Origin of the sequence: Burkholderia sp. HI2500 (assembly GCF_002223055.1) — a bacterium.
Lineage (GTDB): Bacteria > Pseudomonadota > Gammaproteobacteria > Burkholderiales > Burkholderiaceae > Burkholderia.
Window position 1 is genome coordinate 2273763 of sequence record NZ_NKFL01000006.1, and the last position, 22607, is coordinate 2296369.

Sequence of the window (22607 nt, forward strand, 5' to 3'; positions counted from 1 at the left end):
TGCAGTGGTGGCCGCGCCCGCCTGAGGCAAGCGCGGCAGCCAATCACGAATGCGCGTACAGGTCGTCGGCGGCATTCCGTGCGGAGCGCGACTGGGACGCGTCGTGATGGCCGGCCGGCGTCGACGCATCGGCCACATTGTCGCCTTGCGACTTCGACGGGCCGTTCTGGTCGGAACGCGCGACCTGCTGCGCGGCGACGGCGTTCTCCGCGGCCGCGATGTCGTTCGGGTAGTTCGCTTCGCTGCTGGCCGGGCGGTAGCCGGCCTTCTCCAGGCGGACGAGATCGGCGCGCACGTCGGCGCGCGTGAGGCCGTGGCCGGTATCGGCGAACGACAAGGCGGGGATGGCAGCGAGGACGGCAACGGCGAGGATTCGAGCGGCTTTCATGAGGGTTCTCCTTGAGAGAGGTAGGTCAGTCGATCATTCGGCATCCGATCCAGATCGTCTGGTATCGAACGTTTCCTGCATGTCGACAGTAGAACCCGCGCACGTATCTGCGATGTTTCCGAAACCGGGGCTTTCTGCATGCCAGTTTTTCAGGAACGGCCGCAGATACAGTGCGATACAAACCGGGCTGCCGCATCGTTCACTGGCCCGTCTGCTGACGCGATCCCCCCAAGCCCACTCACCATGAAAAAAGGCGTGCCATACACGGCACGCCTTCGGTCGAATCCATCAAAGCACGCACGTCACGGCGCAAGCCGCGTGAACACGTAGTCGTGGTTCTTCACACGCGCCTGGTGGCACGCAAAGCACGTCTGATGCTGGCCGATATCGGCCGGCACGCCGTTGATGAAGCGCCCGAAGCCCCAACCGCCCGTCGATGCATAGCGGCGCGAGTCCTTCACCATCACCTGCACGGTCGTCGCCTGGCCCGGCACCGTGGCACTCGGGAGCTCGTCGGACTGCTTGCGCTTGTAAGCAAGCTTCACGAGGATCGTGCCGTCCGGGAACGGCAGCGTCGCCTGTTCGAGTGCGCGGATCGCGACGGGGTTGCCGAGCACCACACGGAGTTCGTCGAGTGGCGCGGCTTCCTCGGCCGGCGCGACCATTTCCCACTTCCGGTAGCCGGGCGGGATCGTCACGCCATAGATCGGCGAAGCGGCGGCAGCCGGCTTCGGCTGCTCCGCGAATGCGGCCGGACCGCTGGCCGACCACGCGCCGGCCAGCAGCACGCCCGCGACGACCGCGCGTCGCATGATGCGGCGCATCACACCCACGCGCGCCCGCATCACAGATGCTCCACTTGCAGGATCGCATCGGCGAACGCCTGCGGCGCTTCCTGCGGCAGGTTGTGGCCGATGCCGCCGGTGATCGTGCGGTGCTGGTACTTGCCGGTGAACTTCTTCGCGTAGGCGGCCGGCGCCGGATGCGGCGCGCCGTTCGCGTCGCCTTCCATCGTGATCGTCGGCACGGTGATCGCCGGCCCGGCCGCGAGGCGGCGCTCGATGTCGTCGTACTGCGCTTCGCCCTTCGCGAGCCCGAGGCGCCAGCGATAGTTGTGAATCACGACGGCGACGTGATCGGGGTTCTGGAACGATGCGGCCGTGCGCGCATAGGTTTCGTCGGAGAACTGCCATTTCGGCGACGCGAGCTGCCAGATCAGCTTGTTGAACGCATCGCGGTTCTGCGTGTAGCCGAGTTCGCCGCGCTCGGTCGTGAAATAGAACTGATACCACCACTGGAGCTCGGCCTGCGGCGGCAGCGGCGCGGCGTTCGCCGCCTGGCTGCCGATCAGGTAGCCGCTCACCGACACCAGCGCCTTCACGCGCTGCGGCCACAGCGCCGCGATCACGTCGGCCGTGCGTGCGCCCCAGTCGTAGCCGCCGAACACCGCGCGGTCGATCTTCAGCGCATCCATCAACGCGACGATGTCGACGGCCGTCACGGCCTGCTGGCCGTTGCGCACCGTGTCGGCCGAACGGAACGTCGTCGACCCGTAGCCGCGCAGGTACGGCACGATCACGCGATAGCCGGCCGCGACGAGCAGCGGCGCGACTTCCGCGTAGCTGTAGATGTCGTACGGCCAGCCGTGCAGCAGGAACACGACCGGGCCGTTCTTCGGCCCGAGGTCCGCATACCCGACGTTGAGCACGCCCGCGTCGATCTGGTGAATCGTGCCCAGCGACGCGACGCCGGCCGCGCGCTTTGCGGGCGCTGCATCGGGCGCCGACTGCGCATGCGCGAGGGCGCTGAAGCCGAGGTCGGCGAGGCTCAGGCTGGCCAGCGTCGTACCGAGGATCAGGCGGCGGCGGGTGTTCACGGTTTCAGGCATGACTCGTTCTCCAGTGTCGATCGCTAAGGAAGGGGGACCACGGCGCGCAGGGGCGCTCGGGAATCCGCGTTCGCGGCGGCGGCGCTGGCACTGCGCTGCCGTGTGAATCGCTTCACCGGATTTATATCCGATCCATCCAGAGGCTTTGTATCCCAACGTATCTGTGCGTGAACACGACACACGGCGATTCAAAAATCGTGCTGGAGAGGCGTGCCTACAGGGGAATCAGCCCGCAGTCCCCCTTCAACCACGCTGACATGAGAATCCGCTCACACCTTCCGATCCGGCAGGATATGCGCACGAATCGACCGTCCCCGCCACGACAGGTGATCGATCCGTGCGCGCAACGTGTAGAGCGCCACCGACGACAGCGTACTGAACCTGAGCAGCGCGATCGGGTTACCGATCCCGGCCGGCACCCGCTCGATCGAATCGAACAGCGGGAATCCATACCGGGTCAGAAACGCGCCGACCTCGTCGTCGCGTGCGTGTTCTTCGACATTGACCAGCAACAGTTCGGCCATGACGGCTCCTTTCTCGATTCGACCGCCGTCACCGGATCAGCCGGCGCGTATGGTGCGCGATCATCAGTTCTTCGTTGGTCGGGATCACCCACGCCGACACGCGGCTCGACGCCGTCGTGAGCAGCGGCCCGCCGGCCTGGTTCGCGTCGACGTCGATCTCGACGCCGAGCCAGGCCGCACGGCGCATCACGCCTTCGCGAATCGCCGCCGCATGCTCGCCGATCCCCGCCGTGAAGACGATCGCGTCGATGCCTTCCATGGCGGCGGCGAGCGACCCGAGTTCGCGCGCGATGCGATCGACGTACAGCTCGATCGCGAAGCGCGCATGCGGATCGTCGCTCGCGAGCAGCGTGCGCATGTCGCTCGAGATGCCGGACACGCCGAGCAACCCGGAGCGCCGATAGATCAGATCCTCGACGGCACGCACGTCCATCCCGAGCTCTTCCATCAGGAAGAGCACGACGCCCGGGTCCAGGTTGCCGCAGCGCGTGCCCATCGGCAGCCCGTCGACGGCGGTGAACCCCATCGTGCTCGCGACACTCTTGCCCGCCACGAGCGCGCACATGCTCGCGCCGTTGCCGAGGTGGGCGACGACCGTGCGCCCGCGCGCCGCCAGTGGCGCGACGTCGGGCAGCACGCTCGCGATGTACTCGTACGAGAGCCCGTGGAATCCATAGCGGCGCACGCCCCGGCTGGTGATCGACTCGGGCAGCGCGAACGCCTGGGTCACTGCGGGCTGCGTGCGGTGGAATGCCGTGTCGAAGCAGGCCACCTGCTCGATGCCGGGCTGCACCGTTTCGAGGATGCGAATCGGCGTCAGGTTGTGCGGTTGATGCAACGGCGCGAGCGGCGTGAGCTTGTCCAGCTCGGCCACGATCTCGGGCGTGACGCGCACCGGGCCGCTGAAGCGTTGGCCGCCATGCACGACGCGATGGCCCACCGCCGCGAGACGATGCCCTTCCTGGTGAGCCTCCAGGAACGCGGCGATCTGCTCGAGCCCTTCGTGATGGCCGAACGTCTCGACGCCGGCCCATTGCTGCTCGTGATGTTCCCCGTGATGGTCGACGGCACTGAAGTGCGCGGCGGCCGTGTAAAGCCCATCGACCTGACCGTGCACGATCAGCCCGAGCGTGTCGCCCTGCACGTCGAACGCGGAAAACTTGATGCTCGACGAGCCGGCATTCAACACCAGAATCACGTCCGCCATGCCGTCACCCCGCGTGCGCGGCCGCTTCACGCTGCCCATTCGCGACGAGCATCGCGACCGCGCATGAAGCCAGCCGGGTGATCAACGAATCGGCGCGACTCGTCAGGATGATCGGCACGCGCGCGCCGAGCACGATCCCTGCGGCGTCCGCGCCGGCCAGGAACGACAGGCTCTTGGCGAGCATGTTGCCTGCTTCGAGGTCGGGCACCATCAGCACGTTCGCGTGCCCGGCCACCGGCGAATCGATCTGCTTGATGCGCGCGGCCTCCGGATCGATCGCGTTGTCGAGCGCAAGCGGGCCGTCGACGAGCGCGCCGGTAATCTGCCGCCGGTCCACCATCTTGCACAGCGCGGCGGCTTCGAGCGTCGACGGCACTTTCGGGTTGACCGTCTCCATCGCCGACAGGATCGCCACGCGCACCTGCGGAAAGGCCAGCGCATGCGCAAGATCGATCGCGTTCTGCAGGATGTCGACCTTTTCCTCGAGCGTCGGCGCGATATTGATCGCCGCGTCGGTCACGATCAGCGGATCGGCATGCGCGGGCACGTCCATGACGAAGCAATGGCTGATGCGCCGGCCGGTGCGCAATCCGGCATCGTGACGCACCACTTCGGCCATGAGCTCGTCGGTGTGCAGGCTGCCCTTCATCAGCGCGGCCGCCCGCCCGTCGCGGACGAGTCGCACCGCCGCGGCTGCCGACGCCTCGCTGTACGGCGCATCGACGATCTCATAGTCGCTGATCGACAGCCCGCACGCCGCGGCGGTCGCTTCGATCCGGGCCCGCGGGCCGACCAGGATCGGTTCGATCAGCCCCTTGCGCGCCGCCTCCAGCGCCCCTTCGAGCGAGCTTCGATCGCACGGGTGCGCGACGGCCGTCGGCATCGGCGCCAGCGTCCGGCAGTGTTCGATGAGGCGGAGATATTTCTCGTGTCTGTTTTCCATCGTGGTTCCTGGCTGTCCGTCACTGCACACGCTCGAGGGCCGCTACCGGCTCCTTGGCCGGCCGCTTCGCGGGCGGCGCGCCCAGCACCGCGCGGATGCGTTGCAGGGCCGCCCACTGTTGCTCGCTCACCGACGCGCTCTGCACGCGCGGATCGCCCAGCAGCTTGTCCAGCAACGTCAGCAGCCGCTGCCGATCCTCAGGCCGGACCAGCAGCGCCGGCAGCGTCGCGACGGCCTGCTGCGGCGCGTAGGTCGCGATGATTTCCTGCTCGCCGTAGATGCGCCGCCACTGGTCGGGCGGCAGATCCGGCAGATACTCGGCGTAGGTTTCGGCGAGTTCACGCTCGGTCGCCAGCTGCGCCAGCGGAAACGGCTCGCCGCTGCGTTCGAGCAGAAAGGCTGCGCGCGCAACCGCCTCGGTGTAGCCGCCCCGATCGATCGACGCAAGCGCGTCCTTCACGAACGGCAGGTCGCGAGGGTCCGTCGCCGCCGGCGACGCGGCATGACGATCGCGATTCTGCTCCGCGAAATGAAGCATGAAGGGCTGCGTGTACAGCGTGAAAAACAGCGACTCGGTGCTCGCATCGCGCATCGCGCGGAAAAAATCGAGCGACGCGCTGACGACGTCCGAGCCACGGCGTTCGAGCTTGCGCCACGGTTCGATATCGTCGGCCTGCTGGCGATGCGCGTTGACCGTGTCGGCAGCCGGCTTCAGCCAGCCAAGCCACGGGTTCAGATCGGAAAACGCCCAGCGCTGAAAACGCAGCGGATGAAATTCCCGCAACGCGCGCGCCGTGGTTTCGTTCGAGGCTTGCTGCACGAACGGCTGCATGAACAGTTCATAGGCGCGCTGCGTGAATTCGGACAGCTCGGCGACCGCCTCGAACGCCTGTTCGTCCTTGCGCCCGAAGCGGTTGAAGTGTTGCGCGATCTCTTCGAGACGGTGCTCGGCGAACGTGACCTCGTAAGCGACTTTCCCGTCGGCGCCTTTCACTTCCTCGATCGACATCGCATAGAGGCCGGGCGGCAGCGTTTCGACGGCATCCAGCACGCTGACGATCTGTGCGTGCTCCTTCTTCGCGACCTTGCCCGACACGAAGATGCCCAGATGCCCGACATCCTCTTCCATCAACCCGATGATCACCTGCCCGCGCGACTTGATCTCCTCGGTGCTGCCGTAGATGTCCGCGACCCAGTTGAACGCCTGCTGCGGCGGCGTGATGTTGTCGCCCATCGACGCGAACAGGATGATCGGCGAGCGGATCTCGCGCAGGTCGAACGCCTTGCCCGTCCCGTCCCGCACCTCGCCGGACCAGAGCTTGTTGCCGATGAACAGGTTGCGCGTGATCCATTCGATCTCCTCGCGGTTCATCAGGTAGTAGCCGCCCCACCAGCGCTCGAACTCGAGGAAGCGCGGCGGCTCGGTGTCGATGTGGTCGTACACGTGGTAATACTTGTCCCACAACGTGTTCGCCGGGTTCAGGTTCTCGAAGTTCTGCACGAGATACGCGCCGTCGAACTTGCCGTTGCCGAGGTCCGACGAGAACGACGCGAGCCAGGTGCCGCCGAGCAGGCCGCCGGCATAGCGCATCGGATTGTCGCCGGGCCCGTCGCTCCACGCGCCGCTCCAGTACGACATCGGCGCACCATTGATGACGATCGGGCCCGTATCGTCCGCCGACGAGCTCGCGAGCATCATCGCGGCCCAGCCGCCCTGGCAGTTGCCGACGATGGCCGGCTTGAGGCTGTCCGGATGCAGCGCCCGCACTTTGCGGACGAACGCCTGTTCCGCCGCACACACGTCGAGCAGCGTCTGGCCGGGCTCGGGTTCCTGGAAGAACACGACGAAGTACACCGGATGCCCCGCGCGCAACGCCACGCCGACCTGCGAATCGTCCTTGAAGCCGCCGATGCCGGGGCCGTGCCCCGCGCGCGGATCGATGATCAGGTAAGGCCGCTTGGCGGCGTCGACGATCACCCCTTCCGGCGGCTGGATGTGAACGAGCGCGTAATTGACGGGGCGCTCGAACTGCCGGCCGTCGAGCACGACGTCGTAGTCGAAATGCAGCACCGGCTTGAGCCCCTGGGCCGCGCGCTCGACGTATTGCGTGCCGCGCTCGCGCAACGTGTCCCAGAACAGCAGCGAGCGCTGGACGGCGTCGACCGCGTAATGCCATGCGCTCAACGGCGAGAGCGCTGTGGCGAAGGGCGCGGCGCCCGGGTCGTGGCCGGGGCTGTCGCTGCCGTCGAATGCTTCGCTCAACCGCTTTCCGTACTGTTCCAGCGCGTGCTGCGTGCGCTTTTGCAGGACGTGGACAATCTCCGCGGCGATCTCGTGACTGCGCGCCAGTTGCGTGGCAGCATCCATAACACTGTTCTCCAGAGGGGCAAGGTGAATCCCGACGCATTCCGGGAGCGGCCGTCTCGCGTCAGCCGAGCACGTGCATCCCCGCGTCGATGTAGTGAACGCCGCCGGTCATCGCGCGTGCGCCATCGCTGGCAAGAAAGGTGCATAGCGCGCCGACGTCGTCGATGTCGAACGGCCGGCGCAATGGCGCACGCCGTGCGGTGTCGTCGAGCAGGTGATCGAAGTTCGGCAGCCCGGAGGCCGCGCGCGTGGGCAATGCACCGGGCGACACCGCATGCACGCGGATGCCGGCCGGCCCCAGCTCGACGGCCAGATAGCGAACGGTGGCCTCCAGCGCCGCCTTGACCGGCCCCATCACGCCGTACTCGGCGATGACCTGGTCGGCGCCGATATAGGTCATTGCCATCAGGCTGCCACCGGAATCCATCAACGGCTCGGCAAGTTTCGCCATCCTGATGAACGAGTGGCAGGAAGTATCCATCGCGAGCGCGAACCCTTCCGGCGAACTGTCGACGACCCGCCCGTGCAGGTCGGCCCTCGGTGCATAGGCGACGGCATGCAGCAGAAAATCGAGGCGGCCCCACTGCTCGCCGATCGTGTCGAACACGTCGCGCATCTGGTCGGTTCGGCTGACGTCGAGCGGCATCGCGATCGCCGGCTTCAGCTGCTCCAGCAGCGGCTCGACGTACGGCAACGCTCGATCGGATTGCCAGGTCACGGCCAGTTCGGCCCCCGCTGCGTGAAAGGCGCGCGCACATCCCCAGGCGATGCTCTGCTCGTTCGCCAGGCCGACGACGATGCCTCTTTTGCCTTCAAGCGGCCGCACGCCATTGCCAGGCGCGCGCGACTCGCGCACGTCGTTATTCGTCATCGCGAAACCTCGGAACGTATTTTTTCATCGGGCGAAACTGCGAAAGGGCCGAATTGCCTTAATGCCGCGAATCATTGTATTGAGGGTTTCAAACTACCAGATCATTCACGCGATATATGTTTGATTTTTATCAAAATCGCTTTCAAATCAGATAATTACGATGGAATGTTTCGATCCGGAAGGATCGATTTCATCGATATGTCATTCAATCGTGGGCAATTCATCAGGCCAGCGTTGCAGGTCGACCCGTTCCCGACACGGTAGCGACCCTTCGTGTAATCGCATGTAATTGATCCAGCGATGTGGCGGGCCTAATGTTTGTCCCAGGCAGACGCCCATCATTAAACCTTGCCAATCAAGCGCCGACGATTTTTCGTCGACTATATGCAGATGCATCAAGGGCAAGAATGATTTACACGCGAGGCTGCTGTCGGGAAAGAAGCGTTCATTTATCGACTCATCCAATTACCGCTCAGAGGAAAAAATGGCAAAAATTTATTACTCGGCCGACAACAGCTGGCTCATCGGCGTCACCGATCGCGTCAAAGGCAACAGGTTGGTGCTCCTTCCCACCAGTACGGACAACCTGTATACCGAGTGGGACTTCCAACCGGATGGCGGAATCACGCTGCACAGCGACCCCACGCTCGCCATCGACTGCGGAACGGTATCCGCCGAGCAATACCTTTACCTGAACACCTACAAGAAAAACAACGCGTCGGCCTCTCAGCAATGGCAATTCGACCCGCAATCGGACGACGCGCAATCGGGCTACATCGAAAACGTGAGCAATTCGCAACTTGTCTTCGATCTCCAGTGGAGAAACGTCGCGAAGGGCACGTACATCTGGACGTTCACGGCCAACGCATCGGATGCGGAGATCTGGAGCCCGGTTCCCGTCCCGCAGGATTCGTTCAAGAAGTGACCTGACCCGGGCTTCGGTGGTGTGCCGATTGAGTTGTTCGGCGCACCATCGTTCGTCACTGCCGGTTCGCATGACACACCGAATCGCAGGCAGCCGAGGTTGCCATCCGCGTGGCCGTGCTGAACCGCAAAGCAGAAACGAACGCAGGCCGCATGACCGCGCCGGCCCGCGTTCGCCATTCCTTCCCCGCTTACACGCGCCGCAACGGCCGGAACCCGGCACGCACTTCACGCGCAAACAGCTCCGGCTCCTCCCATGCCGCGAAATGCCCGCCCTTGTCGACTTCGTTGAAGTAGATCAGGTTGTGATAACTGCGCTCGGCCCAGCTGCGCGGCGCCTGGTAGATTTCGCCCGGAAACACCGTGATCGCGGCCGGCAGCGAGATGTCCACCGCGTTGAAGTTGTTCGAGTGATCCTCCCAGTAGATCTGCGCGGCGGACGTCGCGGTGTTCGTCAGCCAGTACAACGAAATGTCGTCGAGAATCTCGTCGCGCGGAATCGAGCGTTCGGGCACGCCGCCGCTGTATGTCCATTGCGAAATCTTGTCGTACATCCACGCCGCCTGCCCTGACGGTGAATCAGCCAGCGCATAGCCGACCGTCTGCGGGCGCGTGACCATCATCGCCGAGTAGCCGCAGTTGTCGCGATAGAACGTCGCGAGCTTCTCGTACGCGGCCTTCTCCTTCTGCGACAGCGAAGCCGGCGCGGGCGCATCGGTCGCGAGCAGCGTCGCGATATCCGGCGGCACCGTCGCCGGCATGTTCACGTGGATCCCGGCGAGGCCCTGCACGCGCTGCATCGCCATCCGGTGCGAGATCACCGAGCCGCAATCGCCGCCCTGCGACACGAAGCGCGTATAGCCGAGCCGCGCCATCAGCTCGCCCCAAGCGCGCGCGATGTGGTCGGAACCCCAGCCGGTCCGTGTCGGACGGCCCGAGAAGCCGAAACCCGGCAACGACGGCACGACGACGTGAAACGCATCGTCCGCGCTCGCGCCGTGCGCGGTCGGATCGGTCAGCGGGCCGATCGCCTTCAGCAACTCGAAGATCGAGCCCGGCCAGCCGTGCGTCATGATCATCGGCATCGCGTTCTCGTGCCGAGAGCGCACGTGAATGAAATGAATGTCGAGCCCGTCGATTTCCGTGATGAACATCGGGAAGCCGTTCAGGCGCGCCTCGCCCTTGCGCCAGTCGTAGTCGGTGCCCCAGTAACGCAGCAGCGCCTGCATGCGCGCGAGCCGCACGCCTTGCGATTCGTCGGCGACGGTCTCGCGACCCGGCCAGCGCGTCGCGGCAATGCGGCGGCGCAGGTCGGCCACGGCGTCATCGGGAATGTGCGCGGTGAACGGGCGTATGCCGGTCGCGCCGGTCGCCGCATGCAGCGCGGTGGGCAGCATCGCCGAGACCCCGGCGGCCACGGAGGTGGCCAGCAGGTGGCGACGCATCGGGGAAAACGGTGTGGAAGACATCGTTCGGCATCTCCTTTCGTGAAGTGGAAAGTGAACATGCCGCGCGCGGGAAACGCGCCCACGCTTTCAATCCGGCGCGCCCGCGTCACGCGGCGTCGCCCATTTGAAAGGTCTGATGTATCCGGTATTTGTCTGATTTGTACGCGTTTGTAGCGGCTGCGCGGCGAGCGGCCCGGCCTTTGCAGCCGCCCGCCCACGCGCCGCTCAGAGCGCCTTGACGATCGCGCCGTCGACGCGAATGTTCTGGCCGGTGATATAGCCCGCCCCGTCCGACAGCAGGAACGCGACCGTCTTCGCGATCTCGCCGGTCTTGCCGAAGCGGCCGGCCGGAATGCGCGCGACGATCTCCGGCGTTTCCGGCCAGCTGTCGATGAAGCCCGGCAGCACCGCGTTCATCCGGATGTTCTCGGCCGCGTAGCGTTCCGCGTAAAGCCGCGTCCACGCGCTCAGCGCCGCGCGCAGCGCCGACGAAACGGGCATCGGCTGCTCGGGCGCATCCGCCGCGAAACTCGAGATGTTGACCACCGCGCCGCCGCCCTGCTGCTGGAAGATCGGCGTCACGCGGCGCATCACGCGCACCACGTTCAGCAGGATCAGGTCGAGCCCCGCGTGCCAGTTGTCGTCGGTGATCGCCAGCAGATCGCCCTTCGGCGGGTGCCCGGTGTTGTTCACGACCGCATCGATGCGACCGTAGCGCGCCACCGTTTCCTGCACGAGCCGGTTGATGTCGGCTTCTTCCGTCACCGAGCCCTGGATGCCGAACCCGCCCAGTTCGTCCCCGAGCGCCACCGCGCTGCCCGACGGCGACATCAGCGCGACGCGATAGCCCGTCGCCGCCAGCTCACGCGCGATCGCCGCGCCCATGCCCTTGCCCGCCGCCGTGATCAACGCTACTTTTTCTACAGTCACGATGTGCTCCTCGTTCGAATCCTGCCGCCGCGCAGCCGCCGTTCGGCCCGCCATGGTGGTAATGTAGGCGCATCCATCACGACTGTCGAACCAGTATTTCTGCCTCCAGCCGATAGTTTTTCTATAGCCTGACGATGCCGCCTCGCCCCTCCCGCCTGCCGCCGCTGAATGCGCTTCGTGCATTCGAAGTGTCCGCGCGGCACCTCAATTTCCGCGCCGCCGCCGACGAGATCGGCGTCACGCAGGGCGCCGTCGCGCAGCAGGTGCGCCATCTCGAGGACGTGCTCGGCCTGAAGCTGTTCGAGCGCCTGCCGCGCGGCCTCGCGCTGACGCACGACGGCGCCGCGTATTTCTCCGACGTGCAGCGCGCGCTGCATGCGATCGCCGACGCGACCGACAAGCTCGTCAAGCGCCGTGCCGCGCTGACGATCAGCACGACGCCGTCGTTCGCGTCGAAATGGCTGATCCCGCGGCTCGCGCAGTTCACCGATGCGCATCCCGACTACGACGTGCGCGTGATCGCCGACCCGCAGATCGCAACGTTCCGGCATGACGGCGTCGATCTCGCGATCCGCTACGGCAAGCCGCCGTTCGGCAAGCATCTCGCCACGCATGCGCTGTTTCCGCTCGACGTGTGCGCCGTGTGCAGCCCCGCGCTGCTGGCCGCGCCCGCGTCGCCGCGCGCGCTCGCGGGCCACGTGCTGCTGCACGACGCGCACGACCTGTGGCCCGAGTTCCTCGCCGCGATGCCGGAACCCGTCGACATCGATCCGCACAAGGGGTTGCGCTTCAACCAGACGTCGCTCGCGATCGATGCGGCCGTCGCCGGCCAGGGCATCGCGCTTGCGACCGATCCGCTGGTCGAGCGCGACATCGCCGCGGGCAGGCTGTGCAAGCCGTTCGATTTCGCGTTTCCGCTGTCGGTGGGGTTCTATCTCGTGTATCCGGCCGAGCGCCGCGACGACGATGCGATCGTCGTGATGCGCGAGTGGATGGCCGCGCAGGTGGTGTCGGACAGGCGCCCTTGAGCGGGCGTCGGCAGCGTCAGGGCGCGACCCAGCGGCCTTCGTAGCCGCGTTCGTGCAGGTCGAACACCGCGCGGCGATGGCCGGTGCGCGCAAGTTCGAGCCAGTCGATACGCGTCACGGTCACGTGAAGCAGGCAGAAGTTGCCGTAGCCGTCATCGGTTGATGCTGCCCCCTGGCTCGCCGGGACCTGCGCGGCTTCCGGCGACGCGACCGGCGTACCCGGCGGCAACGGTGCGCGATACAGCAGCAGCGTATGCGGACGGCTCGCTTGCCAGACCGCGCGCCGTTGCGCTTCGTCGTCGCAGATCGACGCCGCACCTTCCACGCGAATCTGCACGAGCGCATCGAGATCGTTGGCGACGAGCGCGATACGCGGATCGCGGCGCAGCTCCGCGACCTTCTCCGAACGCGCATCGGTATGAAACGACAGCACGCGATCGGCGCGGTTCACCTGACGCAACACGATCGTGCGGACCTTCGGCGCGCCGTCGACGCCGAGCGTCGCGGCCTGCAGCATCGTGAACGGCGAGCGTTGCGCGCTCACGCCGGATTCGAGGCAGGACCACAGGCGCTCGTAGGTTTGCGCGAGTGATTCGGAAGGGGAGTCAGGCATGACGAAGCGGCGATCGTGCAGGTTGCGATCGCGCCAGCTTAACCGTTTGCTGCGGCGACGGCACGCGCGCGGCGCGCCGGCCGTCGCCGGGCGGCTCAGTTGTAGCCGAGTACGACCGGTGCCGCGTCGCCGAGGTCGGCCGCCGGCTCCGCGCCGAAGCGGCCGAGCACGTCGGCCACATACTGCGGCCCGGCGCTGATCTGCGACGACCGGTGCGCAACCGGCCGGTTATCGCCCGTGCCCGGCGCGATGCTCATCGATACGGTGTCGTTGACGGTGATGTTCACGTTGATGTCTCCTCACGCGGCCAGCGCCGCACCATACGCGCGCACGAGGCGCGCCACGCCTTCCCGGATCGCGTCGACGTCCGGCGCGGCGAACGACAGGCGCAGCGAGGCCGCGTCGACGTGGTCCGCGAAGAACGCCTTGCCCGGCACGAACACGACCTTGTTCGCGATCGCCTGTTGCAGCAGCACGTCCGACGACACCGCGCCGATCCGCGCCCACACGAACATCCCGCCTTCGGGACGATGGAATTCGATCGCATCGCCGAGGCCGTCGCGCAACGCGTCGCACATCGCGTCGCATTTGCGCTGGTACGCGGCCGTGATGCGCGGTAGATGGCGTTCGAGCGCACCGTCGGCCAGATACTCGGCGGCGGCCGCCTGGGTCCACGGCGTGCTGCACAGATCGACCGTCTGCTTCGCGATCACGCAGCGCCGCGCGATCTCGGCCGGCGCGATCGTCCAGCCCACGCGCAGCCCGGGCGCGACGATCTTCGACAGGCTCGCGAAATGCACGATCCAGTCGCGCGCGCCGTCCACTTCATCGGCAAGCGCCAGCATCGACGGCACGGCTTCGCCCGCGAAACGCAGGTCGCCGTATGGATCGTCCTCGACGATCAGGAAACGGTATTGCACCGCGAGACGCAGCAGCTTCAGCCGGCGCTCGCGCGTGAGCGTCGCGCCCGTCGGGTTCGCGAAGGTCGGGACCGTGTACAGCAGCTTCGGCTGCGCGATCGCGCCGGACGCGAGCTGTTCGCCGAGACGATCGACGTCGAGGCCCGCGCCGTCGACCGGAATCGTCACGATGCGCGCCTGCTGCAGACGCATCGCCTGCAGCGTCGCCGGGTAAGCCGGTTGCTCGGTCAGCACGACGTCGCCGGGCGACACCATCACGCGCAGCAGCAGGTCGAGACCCTGCTGCGAACCGGTCGTGACGAGCAGTTCGGCCGCCGTGCACGTTACGCCGCGCCGCCCCATCAGCGCGATCAATTGCTGCTTCAGTTCGGCGAGGCCGTCGGTCGGGCCGTATTGCAGGCAGCGCACGGGCTGCGCGTACGCGCGCCCGGCGGCTGCGTTCAGGCCGTCGACGTCGAACAGGTCGCTGGCCGGATAACCGCCCGCGAAGGAAATCATGCCCGGTTCGGACAGGTACTTGAACAGTTCGCGGATCGGCGAGCCGGCGGGATTCTGGAATGAGGGAGTGAACGCGTACATGTCGTCGTGAGCTGGATGGCGCGGACGGCCGGGATAGCCGCCCGATACCGGCCACCGCGGCGCTTCTGGGGCCACGGCGGTGAAATCGAGCCACGATTGTCGATAGTCATTAAGGCCGCGGCAAACGATATCTATGCACTAGGTCTTGCGGTTTGGTCATCACATGGGGCGCGGGTGGGCGCAGCAAAACGCGCGGTCCGCCAGCGTTTCGACCCAGGGCTTTACGCACGTGTTGCCGGCGGAAAGCCAATCCGCCCGACTGTTTCGTTTCGCCGCGCGCTCACCCTGCCCGCCCAGCTTGTGGCCGGGACCCGGCCGAATCAGTGCGCCGGCCCCGCAGGCGCGGGCGGCGGCGGCTTGGGCTTCCACGTCGACAGCGCGCGCGTGAGGTCGTCCGACACGTAGTGCGGACCGTCGAACAGATAGACCGAGTAGCCGCGATAGGCCACCAGTTGCTTGCTCAACTCGTCGGCGCTGGCGGCGCGAAACCCGCCCCGCTCGGAGGGCCGGAACGCCTCGGCGATCACTCGCACGCGTTGCTTGCCCAGTTTTGAAACGAGTTCGTCGAGGTAGCTGCGTGCGACATACGGCTCGCGGGCATAGACGCCGCAGCCGTCCTGGAAGAACACGCCGACGTCCGCGGGCAGCCACGCCGCGAGCCAGTCCGCGAGCGTCTTTCCGCCGATGTTGGTCTGGTCGTACACGCTCACCCAAAGCGGACGCGGCAGCCGTTGCAGGATCGCGGCGAGCTTGGGCGCGTCCTGCCAGGTCGGATCGATCTCCACCGGAAAGTAATAACCGGTGACATGCAGCGGGATCGTTGCGTGCGCTACTTCGAGGGATTGATCGGCGAGCGTCGACAGATGGGTGCGCGCCCGTTTTTCGTCCTGGTAGCCGGCGAGGCCCAGGATCACGTTCCTCGCCCAGGGCTCACGACCGATACGCTCCCAGTCGGGAAGGTGCGCGGCAGGCTGGATGCGGGTGTTGGCGATGAACGCGGTATCGTCGACGACGGTCCATTGAATCAGCAGATCGTGGATGCCGAGCATCTGCCAGTTGCCGGCCGGATTGGTCGTCGTGTTGTCCACCTGCCAGGCGATGCCGTCGGCGTGCACGTCGTGCGCGGTCCAGCTGCAGGCGGCCACGACGAGCGATGCGCCGATCGCCGCGAGCGTCGCCGCGCGAGGCGAACGCGGCGCGGCGGCGAGCGAGCCCGGTTGCGCTGCGAGTCGAAGCCGGCCCATGCGTTGTTGAATCCTGCGCCAGGCCGGCGTCGCATACATGGTCATCGCTGGCTCTCCGGAAGCATGCCTGCGCGTCATCGTAGCCGATCAAATGCAAACGTGCGACCCGCGTTGCCAATGCGGGTCGCACGTTGCTGTCGCTACGCCTGCGTCACTTGGCCGTCGTGCCGTCCACCCACGTGTAGCCGAGATTCGTAATGCCGGTAATCATGCTCTGGAAGTCCTGATACGCCGGCAATCCGAGATCCGGTTCGAGCCAGTACGGATGGAAGAAGAAGGACGCGAAACCGTCCCGCACCGCCAGGCCGTACTGCGCATTGGTCACGATTTGCTGCCACGTGTAGGTGATGCACGAGAACGGGTCGACATTGCAGATGTTGTACTGCACGCTGCCCAGGTTCTCCGGAATGATCCGCTGCCCGTAGTAATCAGCGTTGATGATGTACGGGAAAAACTGCCCGGCCGAAAAGTCCTGGTTGGCGGCACCCGTGCCGAGTTGCGGTTTGGTCGCGGTGTAATACACGGCCCGCTGGAACGTGGTCGGGAACGTGAGGGCTGTCGCCGACGACGCGGCCGGGGACATCTGGTACTGCGGTGCGGCCCAGCCGACGATCTTGTAGCCGTTGAGCGTGAACTCGAGCAGGCCATCGGCCATTCTGCCTTCCGCCCATTGCACGGAATCCTCATCAACCGGCCGGTTCTGCACCGCGTACCAGAACTCGTAGTCGCTGCCGCTGACGGCATTCAGCAGGTTCGGTGTCGAATCGTACTGGTGCGTATAGCCGTGCATCACGATCGAGCCGCCGCGCAACAGCGCATAATTCAGCGCCCGCTTGAGGCCCGTTGCCTGCGCCAGATGGATCGTCTCCGGCACGCCGCCGTTGTAGTAGCCGTTCGGGTCGGTATACAACGGAATGGTGGCCATCGTGAACGGGATCTTCTTCGAGTACATGTAGTTCGTCAGCAGCAGCATCGAACTCGTCGTGGTATACGCGTCGAGGTCCTCCAGGCGGACGAGCGCACGATGATTCACCGGTGCATTGGACTGCAGGATGTCGTGCAGGATGTCGCAGATCACCAGGTAGCGATCCGTCGGGCCGATATAGGAGAACGGCATGTCCGCGAAGTACCAGAAGTTGCCCGAGCGCATGACGTACGGCGCGGTTGCGCCGCTCTGGCTGTTCTTGATGGTGACGAGCGCCTGCGCCTTGGTGGCATCGACGACCTGGGTCAGTCCGACGTCCGGATCCGCATTGATCGTGCCGGACGACGCGTCATAGGCGTAGTACTTGACCATCGGCAGGTTCTTGTACGTGACCGTGTCGTAAAACCCGGGATTCGGATTGCTCGACGATGGCGTCGCGTTCATCCCGGCGAGGCCCAGGAAGCTGAACCCGTAGGTCTGGTTGAACGTGTAGGCCGTGTTCCATGCCAGCTGCCACAGGTTGTACTTGAACCAGACCACCGTCTTCTTGGTGGTCATCACGTCGCTCATGAACGCGGTCGGAATCGGGTTGTTGTAGTAGTTGCCGATATAGAACGTCGCGTCGTGATTCCCGACCATGCCGGCCGTGTAGTTCTGGATCGGAACCAGATCGACGGTCGTATTGAAGTGACCCAGCAGGTTCCTCAGCATGATGCTGTACATCAGGCCCAGCTTCGAAAACGGATCGTTGGCCGGATTGTCGTACAGGATGAGCGTATGGGCAGTGGTAGCCTGCGCGTGCGCGGTGCCCGGCAATGTCATTTGCGCGAGTCCCGCAAGCAGGGCGATGACGAGCAAGATCTTTTTCATGGCCGTTTCTCCCTATTCACGTTCCACATTGCCGTTGGATTTACTGACGGACTTCTTGCTGAACTTCGGGCGGCCCGTTTCCTTGTACGCCTTTTCCCAATCCTCGTCGGACATGCCGGCTTTCACGTTGACGTGCGCCGAGCCGTTCGGCAGCGGAGGCGGCTTGATCTTCTGGGCAGAGGAATTACTCGTCTGCTGCGCACCCACATCCTGAACGCCGACGGCGAAGACGAGCGTCGTGATCAATGCGACGATTGATCCGGCGGCGCTCAACCCGTTTCGAAAAGATTGATTGCGATGCGAAGGCATGATTTTCATCCTTTGATATGCGAAATAAGTTCATCTCGTTAGCGAAACGAGCACGTCGAATCACCATCCGGAATCGGGGCGCCATGTCGTGAATATTTTGATGCGCAATTGAAACCAGACAAATAAATCCGGTAGGAGATGGTTTTACTTTCAAGCTAGAACCGTACCATCCGTCGCAAATGGGCATAGCGCCAAGGCGACGAAATTGGCGCATCGAGGCCGCTCGAAAATGCGTCGATAAAACGTTTCAGGCGTGCAACGCGGCGGTGTCACGAATTTAATCGGACAAACACGCGAAACCCGTTCATGCGCCCCGGGCGAAACCTGTCGTGCCCCACGCTTCGCGGATCGCGATGCGACGATCGCCGTGGATGGCACGCCCGCACGCGCAACGACGCCTGGCCCGCTCGATTTCCGGTTCAACGCCCATTCATCCGGCCGGTCATCGCTGGAATCGCATGACGATTTTCGGAGGGCGCCAGCCGCGCACGTGCGAGGGTCCGAAAACGATGTGTCATCCGGTCGATCGACGGCGTGTTTCAGCACTGAAACATTTGGCTCGGATTCGGCGGGCCGATCCTGTGCGGCGGTTCGCGGCGCCCGCAACGTCAAGGGTCGCGCGGCGATGGCGCACGACTTGCTACATGAGCACTGTGTTGCGAAGTCGATGCGCGGGGAGCCATGCGCGCGCGCCGGGCGGAGAGCGGCTGCGCACGTTGAAGGATGCAGTGACGGAGGCAGGCAGGCGGAAATGGGCTGTCCAAAAGTCATCCACTGAACACGTTGCATCGCTCGCGATGTGACGTGGCTGCATCGACGAAGCGCGCGCGGCGCGCGCTTTTTCGAGCGGCAGGCATTCGCGTGGCGCACACCACGCAGTGGACGTGACGGGGCGACGAGGACGAATGAACGTTTCGTCTTGCGTCGGTACGAGGGGAAATAATCAAATAAAAGATAACGGCGCGGGAAAGATGATGGACAACATGGTTTGGAGTGCGTATTTATATGCGCTTAACATCGTCACCATTGTGACCGCAATCGTCATCCTGGTCAGCACACTGGATGACCTCACGCTGGATGCCTGCTATTGGTCCTTTGAAATCGGGCGCATCCTGCGCCGCGAAAAATCGCAAACGATCGATATCGGCATGCTGCGCGCGCTGGAAGAGCGGCATCTGGCGCTGATGGTGCCGGCGTGGAAAGAATATGACGTGATCGCCAAGATGATCGAAAACACGTTGGCGACGCTCGAGTACGAGCGCTACGTGATATTCGTCGGCACCTATCACAACGATGCGGAAACCACGGCCGAGGTCGAACGCATGGTCCGCCGGTATCCGGGCCGGGTCACGCGCGCGACCGTGATGAACGACGGGCCGACCTGCAAGGCGGACTGCCTGAACTGGATCGTCGAAGCCATCCTGCGTTACGAATCGGTCCATCACATCCAGTTCGCGGGCGTCGTCATGCACGACTGCGAGGACGTCATTCATCCGGTCGAACTCAAGTACCTCAACCACGCGGTGGCGGACAGCGACCTGGTCCAGCTTCCCGTGCTGTCGTTGCCGCGGAAATGGAACGAGTTCGTCGCCGGCTGCTACCTCGACGACTTCAGCGAAACGCACCAGAAGGACGTGCCGGTGCGCGCCCGGCTGACCGGCATCGTCCCGGGCGCGGGCGTCGCGTCATGCTACAGCCGGCGCTCGATCGAAGCGGCGATGAAGGAGCGCAACGGTTGTCCGTTCAACACCTGTTCGCTGACCGAGGACTATGACTTCAGCTTCCGGCTGCGCGACCTCGGCATGAAGGAAACCTTTGCCCGCTTCCCGCTTTCGGATATCGCACGCGACACCGGCGGCCAGCGTGCCAACGGCAACGTCGTCAATCGGAACCTGCTGGCCACGCGCGAGTACTTTCCCAAGACATTTCGCACCGCGTACCGTCAGCGCGCGCGCTGGATTCTCGGCATCGCCTTCCAGGGCTGGGAGCAGCTCGGCTGGAAGGGCAACCTGCTCACCCGCTACATGTTCTTCCATGATCGCAAAGGCATCGTGACGTCACTGTTTTCGGTGATTGCCTATGCCGTGCTGCTCAATTTCCTGCTGCTTGCGGCGCTCCAGCACGCCGGCGTTGCCATCCCCGCCGGCGCCTCTGCCGTCATGGCGAACTCGTGGGTCACGCCGCTGCTGTGGGTGAACACCGCGATGCTGTTCGCGCGCGCCGGGCAACGCTATCACTTCGTCAGCAAGCTGAACGGCCCGCTCCAGGGGCTGCTCTCGATCCCGCGGATGTTCGTCAACAACCTGATCAACTTCTACGCGGTCTGCCGTGCGTGGCGCATCTATCTCGGCCATCTCGTGAGCGGCAAGCCCATCGCGTGGGACAAGACCAGTCATACCTACCTGTCGAACCAGGAGCTCGGGAAGGTGCGCCTCAAGATCGGCGAGATCCTCGTCGGCTGGGGCGTGGTCACGCTGGAGCAATTGCAGGCGAGCCTCGAGAAACAACTGACCTGCGGCAAGCGGCTGGGCGAATTGCTGATCGAAGGCAGCGAGATCTCGACCGAATCGCTCGCGGATGCGATCGCCGAGCAAGCCGAGCTGCCCCGGGTGAGCCTGGGCAACGTCGCGGTGGGCCACTTCGCGGATTCGCTCGCCTTCGAGCTGCAGTACGCGTATCGGGCCGTCCCGTTTTCAACGGCGGACGACGGCACGCTGAACATCGCGGTCGGGCGGCCGCTCACGCCGGACGAACAGGATGTCGTGCGGCGCGGCGCCCGGGCGAAGGTGGCCTATTTCATTGCCTGCGACACGGAGATTACCGCCGAACTCGCCCGGCACTCGCGCTTCGTCGAACTCACGCGCCTGCGCGACGGCGACCCGGCCGCGCAGCAAGGTGCTCCCGCGCAGAAACCGTCGGGAGAACAGGCATGAAGCATTCGACACGCCCGATCGCGGCCAGCCTCAAGCGCTGCGCACGGTTGAGCGCACTGGCAATCGCCGTGTCGCTGGCCTGGCAGGCGCCGGCGTCCGCCGCGCAGCAACTGACGCCCAAGGCCTACAAGCTCGCCGACAGCGCCTACAAGGCAATCAATGCCGGCGACCTGCCCCTCGCGGAAGTGTATGCGTCGCGCGCCATCAAGCTTCAGCCCGGAAGCGAACAGCTCGGGCTGCTGCTCGTCGACGTATACCGACGGGAAGGAAAGGTCGACGAAGCGGATTCGATGGTGGAATCGCTGATCGTTCGTTTTCCGAAGAGTGCGGCGGTACGCGCGCAGCATGGCTACCTGGCGCAGCGGCAGATGCGCTACGACGTTGCGTGCAGCGATTTCGCGGCCGCCGTCGCGACCGGGAAATGGAGCAAGGAACAGCAGCGCAACCTGCGTCTCGCCTGGTCGGACAGCGCGCTCGCGGCGAAGCTTCCGCATGAAGCCGGCATCGCGCTGGCGCCGCTGGCCGATGAAAAATCGGCCGTGATCCAGGTGCGCATCGCGCAGATGAGCCTGCAGGCAGGCGACCGCGACACCGCCATCCGCATGGCCGACCTGGCGGCCAGCGACGCGACGACCGAAGGCGAGCGCAACATGGCCGCGTCGATCGCGGCGCAGGCGCGGCTGGACGATCAGGCCGCCGAGGCGCCGGTCGACAATACCGCGCAGCAGAAGTTGCAGGATGCCTATGACCTCCTGCGCGACCACAAGGATCGCGAGGCGCTCGACGCATTCCAGGCGGGATTTTCCGGCGGTGCCGGCAATGCGATGAACTACGCGGACGCGGGCTACGCCGCCAAGCGGATCGGGCTGAACCAGGAGTCCATCGACCTGTTCGAGCACAGCCTCGACGCCGACGAAAACGAACACACCTTCGATGCGCAACACAAGTTCGGCTATCGGCGGGAGGTCGAGCAGCTTCAGCGCAGCTGGGGGTTCGTCCTGAGCGCGCCGTACCAGTCGGCCGCGTTCGGTCCACAAGGCACCATCAGCGTGCTGCAGCCGGGTGTGGAAGTGTATTGGCAGCCGCCGAAGATCGGCTATCAGAACGGCCGCATCTTCCAGTTCTTCGTGCGCGGATACGGCACGGCCTACGACGGATCGGGCAACACGACCGGGCTGCCGACCGTGCAGGGTTCGGTGGGCGCGCGCTACAAGCCGCTGCCCGACCAGAACGTCGTGCTGACCGCCGAGCGGCTGTTCCACGTCGGCAGCCAGTCGATGACGGACTGGCTGATGCGCCTGGGTTATTCGTCGGAAGGCGGGACCGACCTGAGGGTCACCGAGCCGAGCTGGCGCAGCTGGCAGGCCTACGTTGAAGGCGCTTACTTCATCAGCGCGGGGCGATACATCATTTATTCGGAGTTGCGTTACGGGCACACCTGGCGTTTGCCGATGATCAGCGATCGGCTGACCATCTACCCGCACGCCGCGGTGGCCGGCGATCACGACAATCGGCAGCCGGACAAGACGGCGATCGGCGCCGGGCCCGGCATCCAGTTTCGGTACTGGTTTCGCGAAGGCCGATATAGCGCGCCGGCAAGCTATCTGGATGTCACGGTGCAATACCGGTTCGGGTTGACGTCAGCGGCACGCGCACGTGGTCTCGTGGTACGCGCGACATTGTGGTTCTAACAGC

Annotated in this window: 20 protein-coding genes; 4 read left to right on the plus strand and 16 right to left on the minus strand. The window is 65.2% G+C overall.

Annotated elements, in window-relative coordinates:
* Window positions 1-43: 43 nt before the first annotated feature.
* The 8 genes from CFB45_RS27890 to fabI all read right to left on the minus strand — a co-directional run bounded on the left by CFB45_RS27890 (window position 44) and on the right by fabI (window position 8189).
* On the minus strand, window positions 44-388 hold the full coding sequence (locus CFB45_RS27890; protein ID WP_089428315.1) for a DUF4148 domain-containing protein: 345 nt from the start codon (window positions 386-388) through the stop codon (window positions 44-46).
* A gap of 302 nt (window positions 389-690) precedes the next feature.
* Window positions 691-1233, minus strand: coding sequence for a cytochrome P460 family protein (locus CFB45_RS27895; RefSeq protein WP_089428316.1), 543 nt, complete (start codon window positions 1231-1233; stop codon window positions 691-693).
* Window positions 1233-2276, minus strand: coding sequence for an alpha/beta fold hydrolase (locus tag CFB45_RS27900; protein ID WP_089428317.1), 1044 nt, complete (start codon window positions 2274-2276; stop codon window positions 1233-1235). Before CFB45_RS27900 ends, CFB45_RS27895 begins: the two co-directional genes overlap by 1 nt.
* 269 nt (window positions 2277-2545) lie before the next feature.
* A complete protein-coding gene (locus CFB45_RS27905) occupies window positions 2546-2800 on the minus strand; it encodes a hypothetical protein (RefSeq protein ID WP_089428318.1) in 255 nt (84 codons plus the stop codon).
* 28 nt (window positions 2801-2828) lie between these two features.
* Window positions 2829-4007: an acetate/propionate family kinase gene (locus CFB45_RS27910; RefSeq protein ID WP_089429174.1), complete on the minus strand. Its 1179-nt coding sequence runs from the start codon at window positions 4005-4007 to the stop codon at window positions 2829-2831.
* Between the two features lie 4 nt (window positions 4008-4011).
* Window positions 4012-4950, minus strand: coding sequence for a phosphate acetyltransferase (locus tag CFB45_RS27915; RefSeq protein WP_089428319.1), 939 nt, complete (start codon window positions 4948-4950; stop codon window positions 4012-4014).
* 19 nt (window positions 4951-4969) lie between these two features.
* Window positions 4970-7318 (minus strand): DUF3141 domain-containing protein, encoded by a 2349-nt coding sequence (locus CFB45_RS27920; RefSeq protein WP_089428320.1) that lies wholly within the window; start codon window positions 7316-7318, stop codon window positions 4970-4972.
* A gap of 61 nt (window positions 7319-7379) precedes the next feature.
* Window positions 7380-8189, minus strand: coding sequence for an enoyl-ACP reductase FabI (gene fabI / locus CFB45_RS27925; RefSeq protein WP_089428321.1), 810 nt, complete (start codon window positions 8187-8189; stop codon window positions 7380-7382).
* Between the two features lie 484 nt (window positions 8190-8673).
* On the opposite strand from fabI, the gene CFB45_RS27930 reads away from it, so the two are divergent.
* Entirely contained in the window at window positions 8674-9114 is a 441-nt protein-coding gene (locus CFB45_RS27930) for an RICIN domain-containing protein (RefSeq protein ID WP_089428322.1), read from the plus strand.
* A gap of 190 nt (window positions 9115-9304) precedes the next feature.
* Here the strand turns inward: CFB45_RS27930 and CFB45_RS27935 are convergent, their stop codons facing one another.
* Window positions 9305-10582, minus strand: coding sequence for an epoxide hydrolase family protein (locus CFB45_RS27935; protein WP_089428323.1), 1278 nt, complete (start codon window positions 10580-10582; stop codon window positions 9305-9307).
* 204 nt (window positions 10583-10786) lie between these two features.
* Window positions 10787-11491 (minus strand): SDR family oxidoreductase, encoded by a 705-nt coding sequence (locus CFB45_RS27940; RefSeq protein ID WP_089429175.1) that lies wholly within the window; start codon window positions 11489-11491, stop codon window positions 10787-10789.
* A gap of 134 nt (window positions 11492-11625) precedes the next feature.
* Between CFB45_RS27940 and gcvA the strand changes: the two genes are divergently transcribed.
* On the plus strand, window positions 11626-12519 hold the full coding sequence (gene gcvA / locus CFB45_RS27945) for a transcriptional regulator GcvA (RefSeq protein ID WP_089428324.1): 894 nt from the start codon (window positions 11626-11628) through the stop codon (window positions 12517-12519).
* A gap of 16 nt (window positions 12520-12535) precedes the next feature.
* On the opposite strand, the gene CFB45_RS27950 is transcribed toward gcvA, so the two are convergent.
* The 6 genes from CFB45_RS27950 to CFB45_RS27975 all read right to left on the minus strand — a co-directional run bounded on the left by CFB45_RS27950 (window position 12536) and on the right by CFB45_RS27975 (window position 17979).
* Window positions 12536-13132, minus strand: a complete 597-nt coding sequence (locus CFB45_RS27950; RefSeq protein ID WP_089428325.1) for a pyridoxamine 5'-phosphate oxidase family protein — start codon at window positions 13130-13132, stop codon at window positions 12536-12538.
* A gap of 95 nt (window positions 13133-13227) precedes the next feature.
* The gene (locus CFB45_RS27955) at window positions 13228-13419 is read right to left on the minus strand and encodes a hypothetical protein (protein ID WP_089428326.1); all 192 of its coding nucleotides are present in this window, start codon (window positions 13417-13419) and stop codon (window positions 13228-13230) included.
* Window positions 13420-13431: 12 nt separating this feature from the next.
* A complete protein-coding gene (locus tag CFB45_RS27960) occupies window positions 13432-14631 on the minus strand; it encodes an aminotransferase-like domain-containing protein (protein ID WP_089428327.1) in 1200 nt (399 codons plus the stop codon).
* A 320-nt stretch (window positions 14632-14951) separates the two neighbouring features.
* Window positions 14952-15920, minus strand: coding sequence for a hypothetical protein (locus tag CFB45_RS27965; protein WP_089428328.1), 969 nt, complete (start codon window positions 15918-15920; stop codon window positions 14952-14954).
* Between the two features lie 106 nt (window positions 15921-16026).
* Entirely contained in the window at window positions 16027-17670 is a 1644-nt protein-coding gene (locus tag CFB45_RS27970; protein ID WP_089428329.1) for a DUF2334 domain-containing protein, read from the minus strand.
* A gap of 12 nt (window positions 17671-17682) precedes the next feature.
* Window positions 17683-17979, minus strand: coding sequence for a hypothetical protein (locus tag CFB45_RS27975; RefSeq protein WP_175238053.1), 297 nt, complete (start codon window positions 17977-17979; stop codon window positions 17683-17685).
* A gap of 974 nt (window positions 17980-18953) precedes the next feature.
* Here CFB45_RS27975 and CFB45_RS27980 point away from each other — a divergent pair.
* Window positions 18954-20912, plus strand: a complete 1959-nt coding sequence (locus CFB45_RS27980; protein ID WP_256976856.1) for a glycosyl transferase family protein — start codon at window positions 18954-18956, stop codon at window positions 20910-20912.
* The gene (locus CFB45_RS27985) at window positions 20909-22603 is read left to right on the plus strand and encodes a bacteriophage N4 adsorption protein A (protein WP_089428332.1); all 1695 of its coding nucleotides are present in this window, start codon (window positions 20909-20911) and stop codon (window positions 22601-22603) included. The genes CFB45_RS27980 and CFB45_RS27985 overlap by 4 nt, the downstream gene beginning before the upstream one ends.
* Window positions 22604-22607 lie beyond the last annotated feature (4 nt).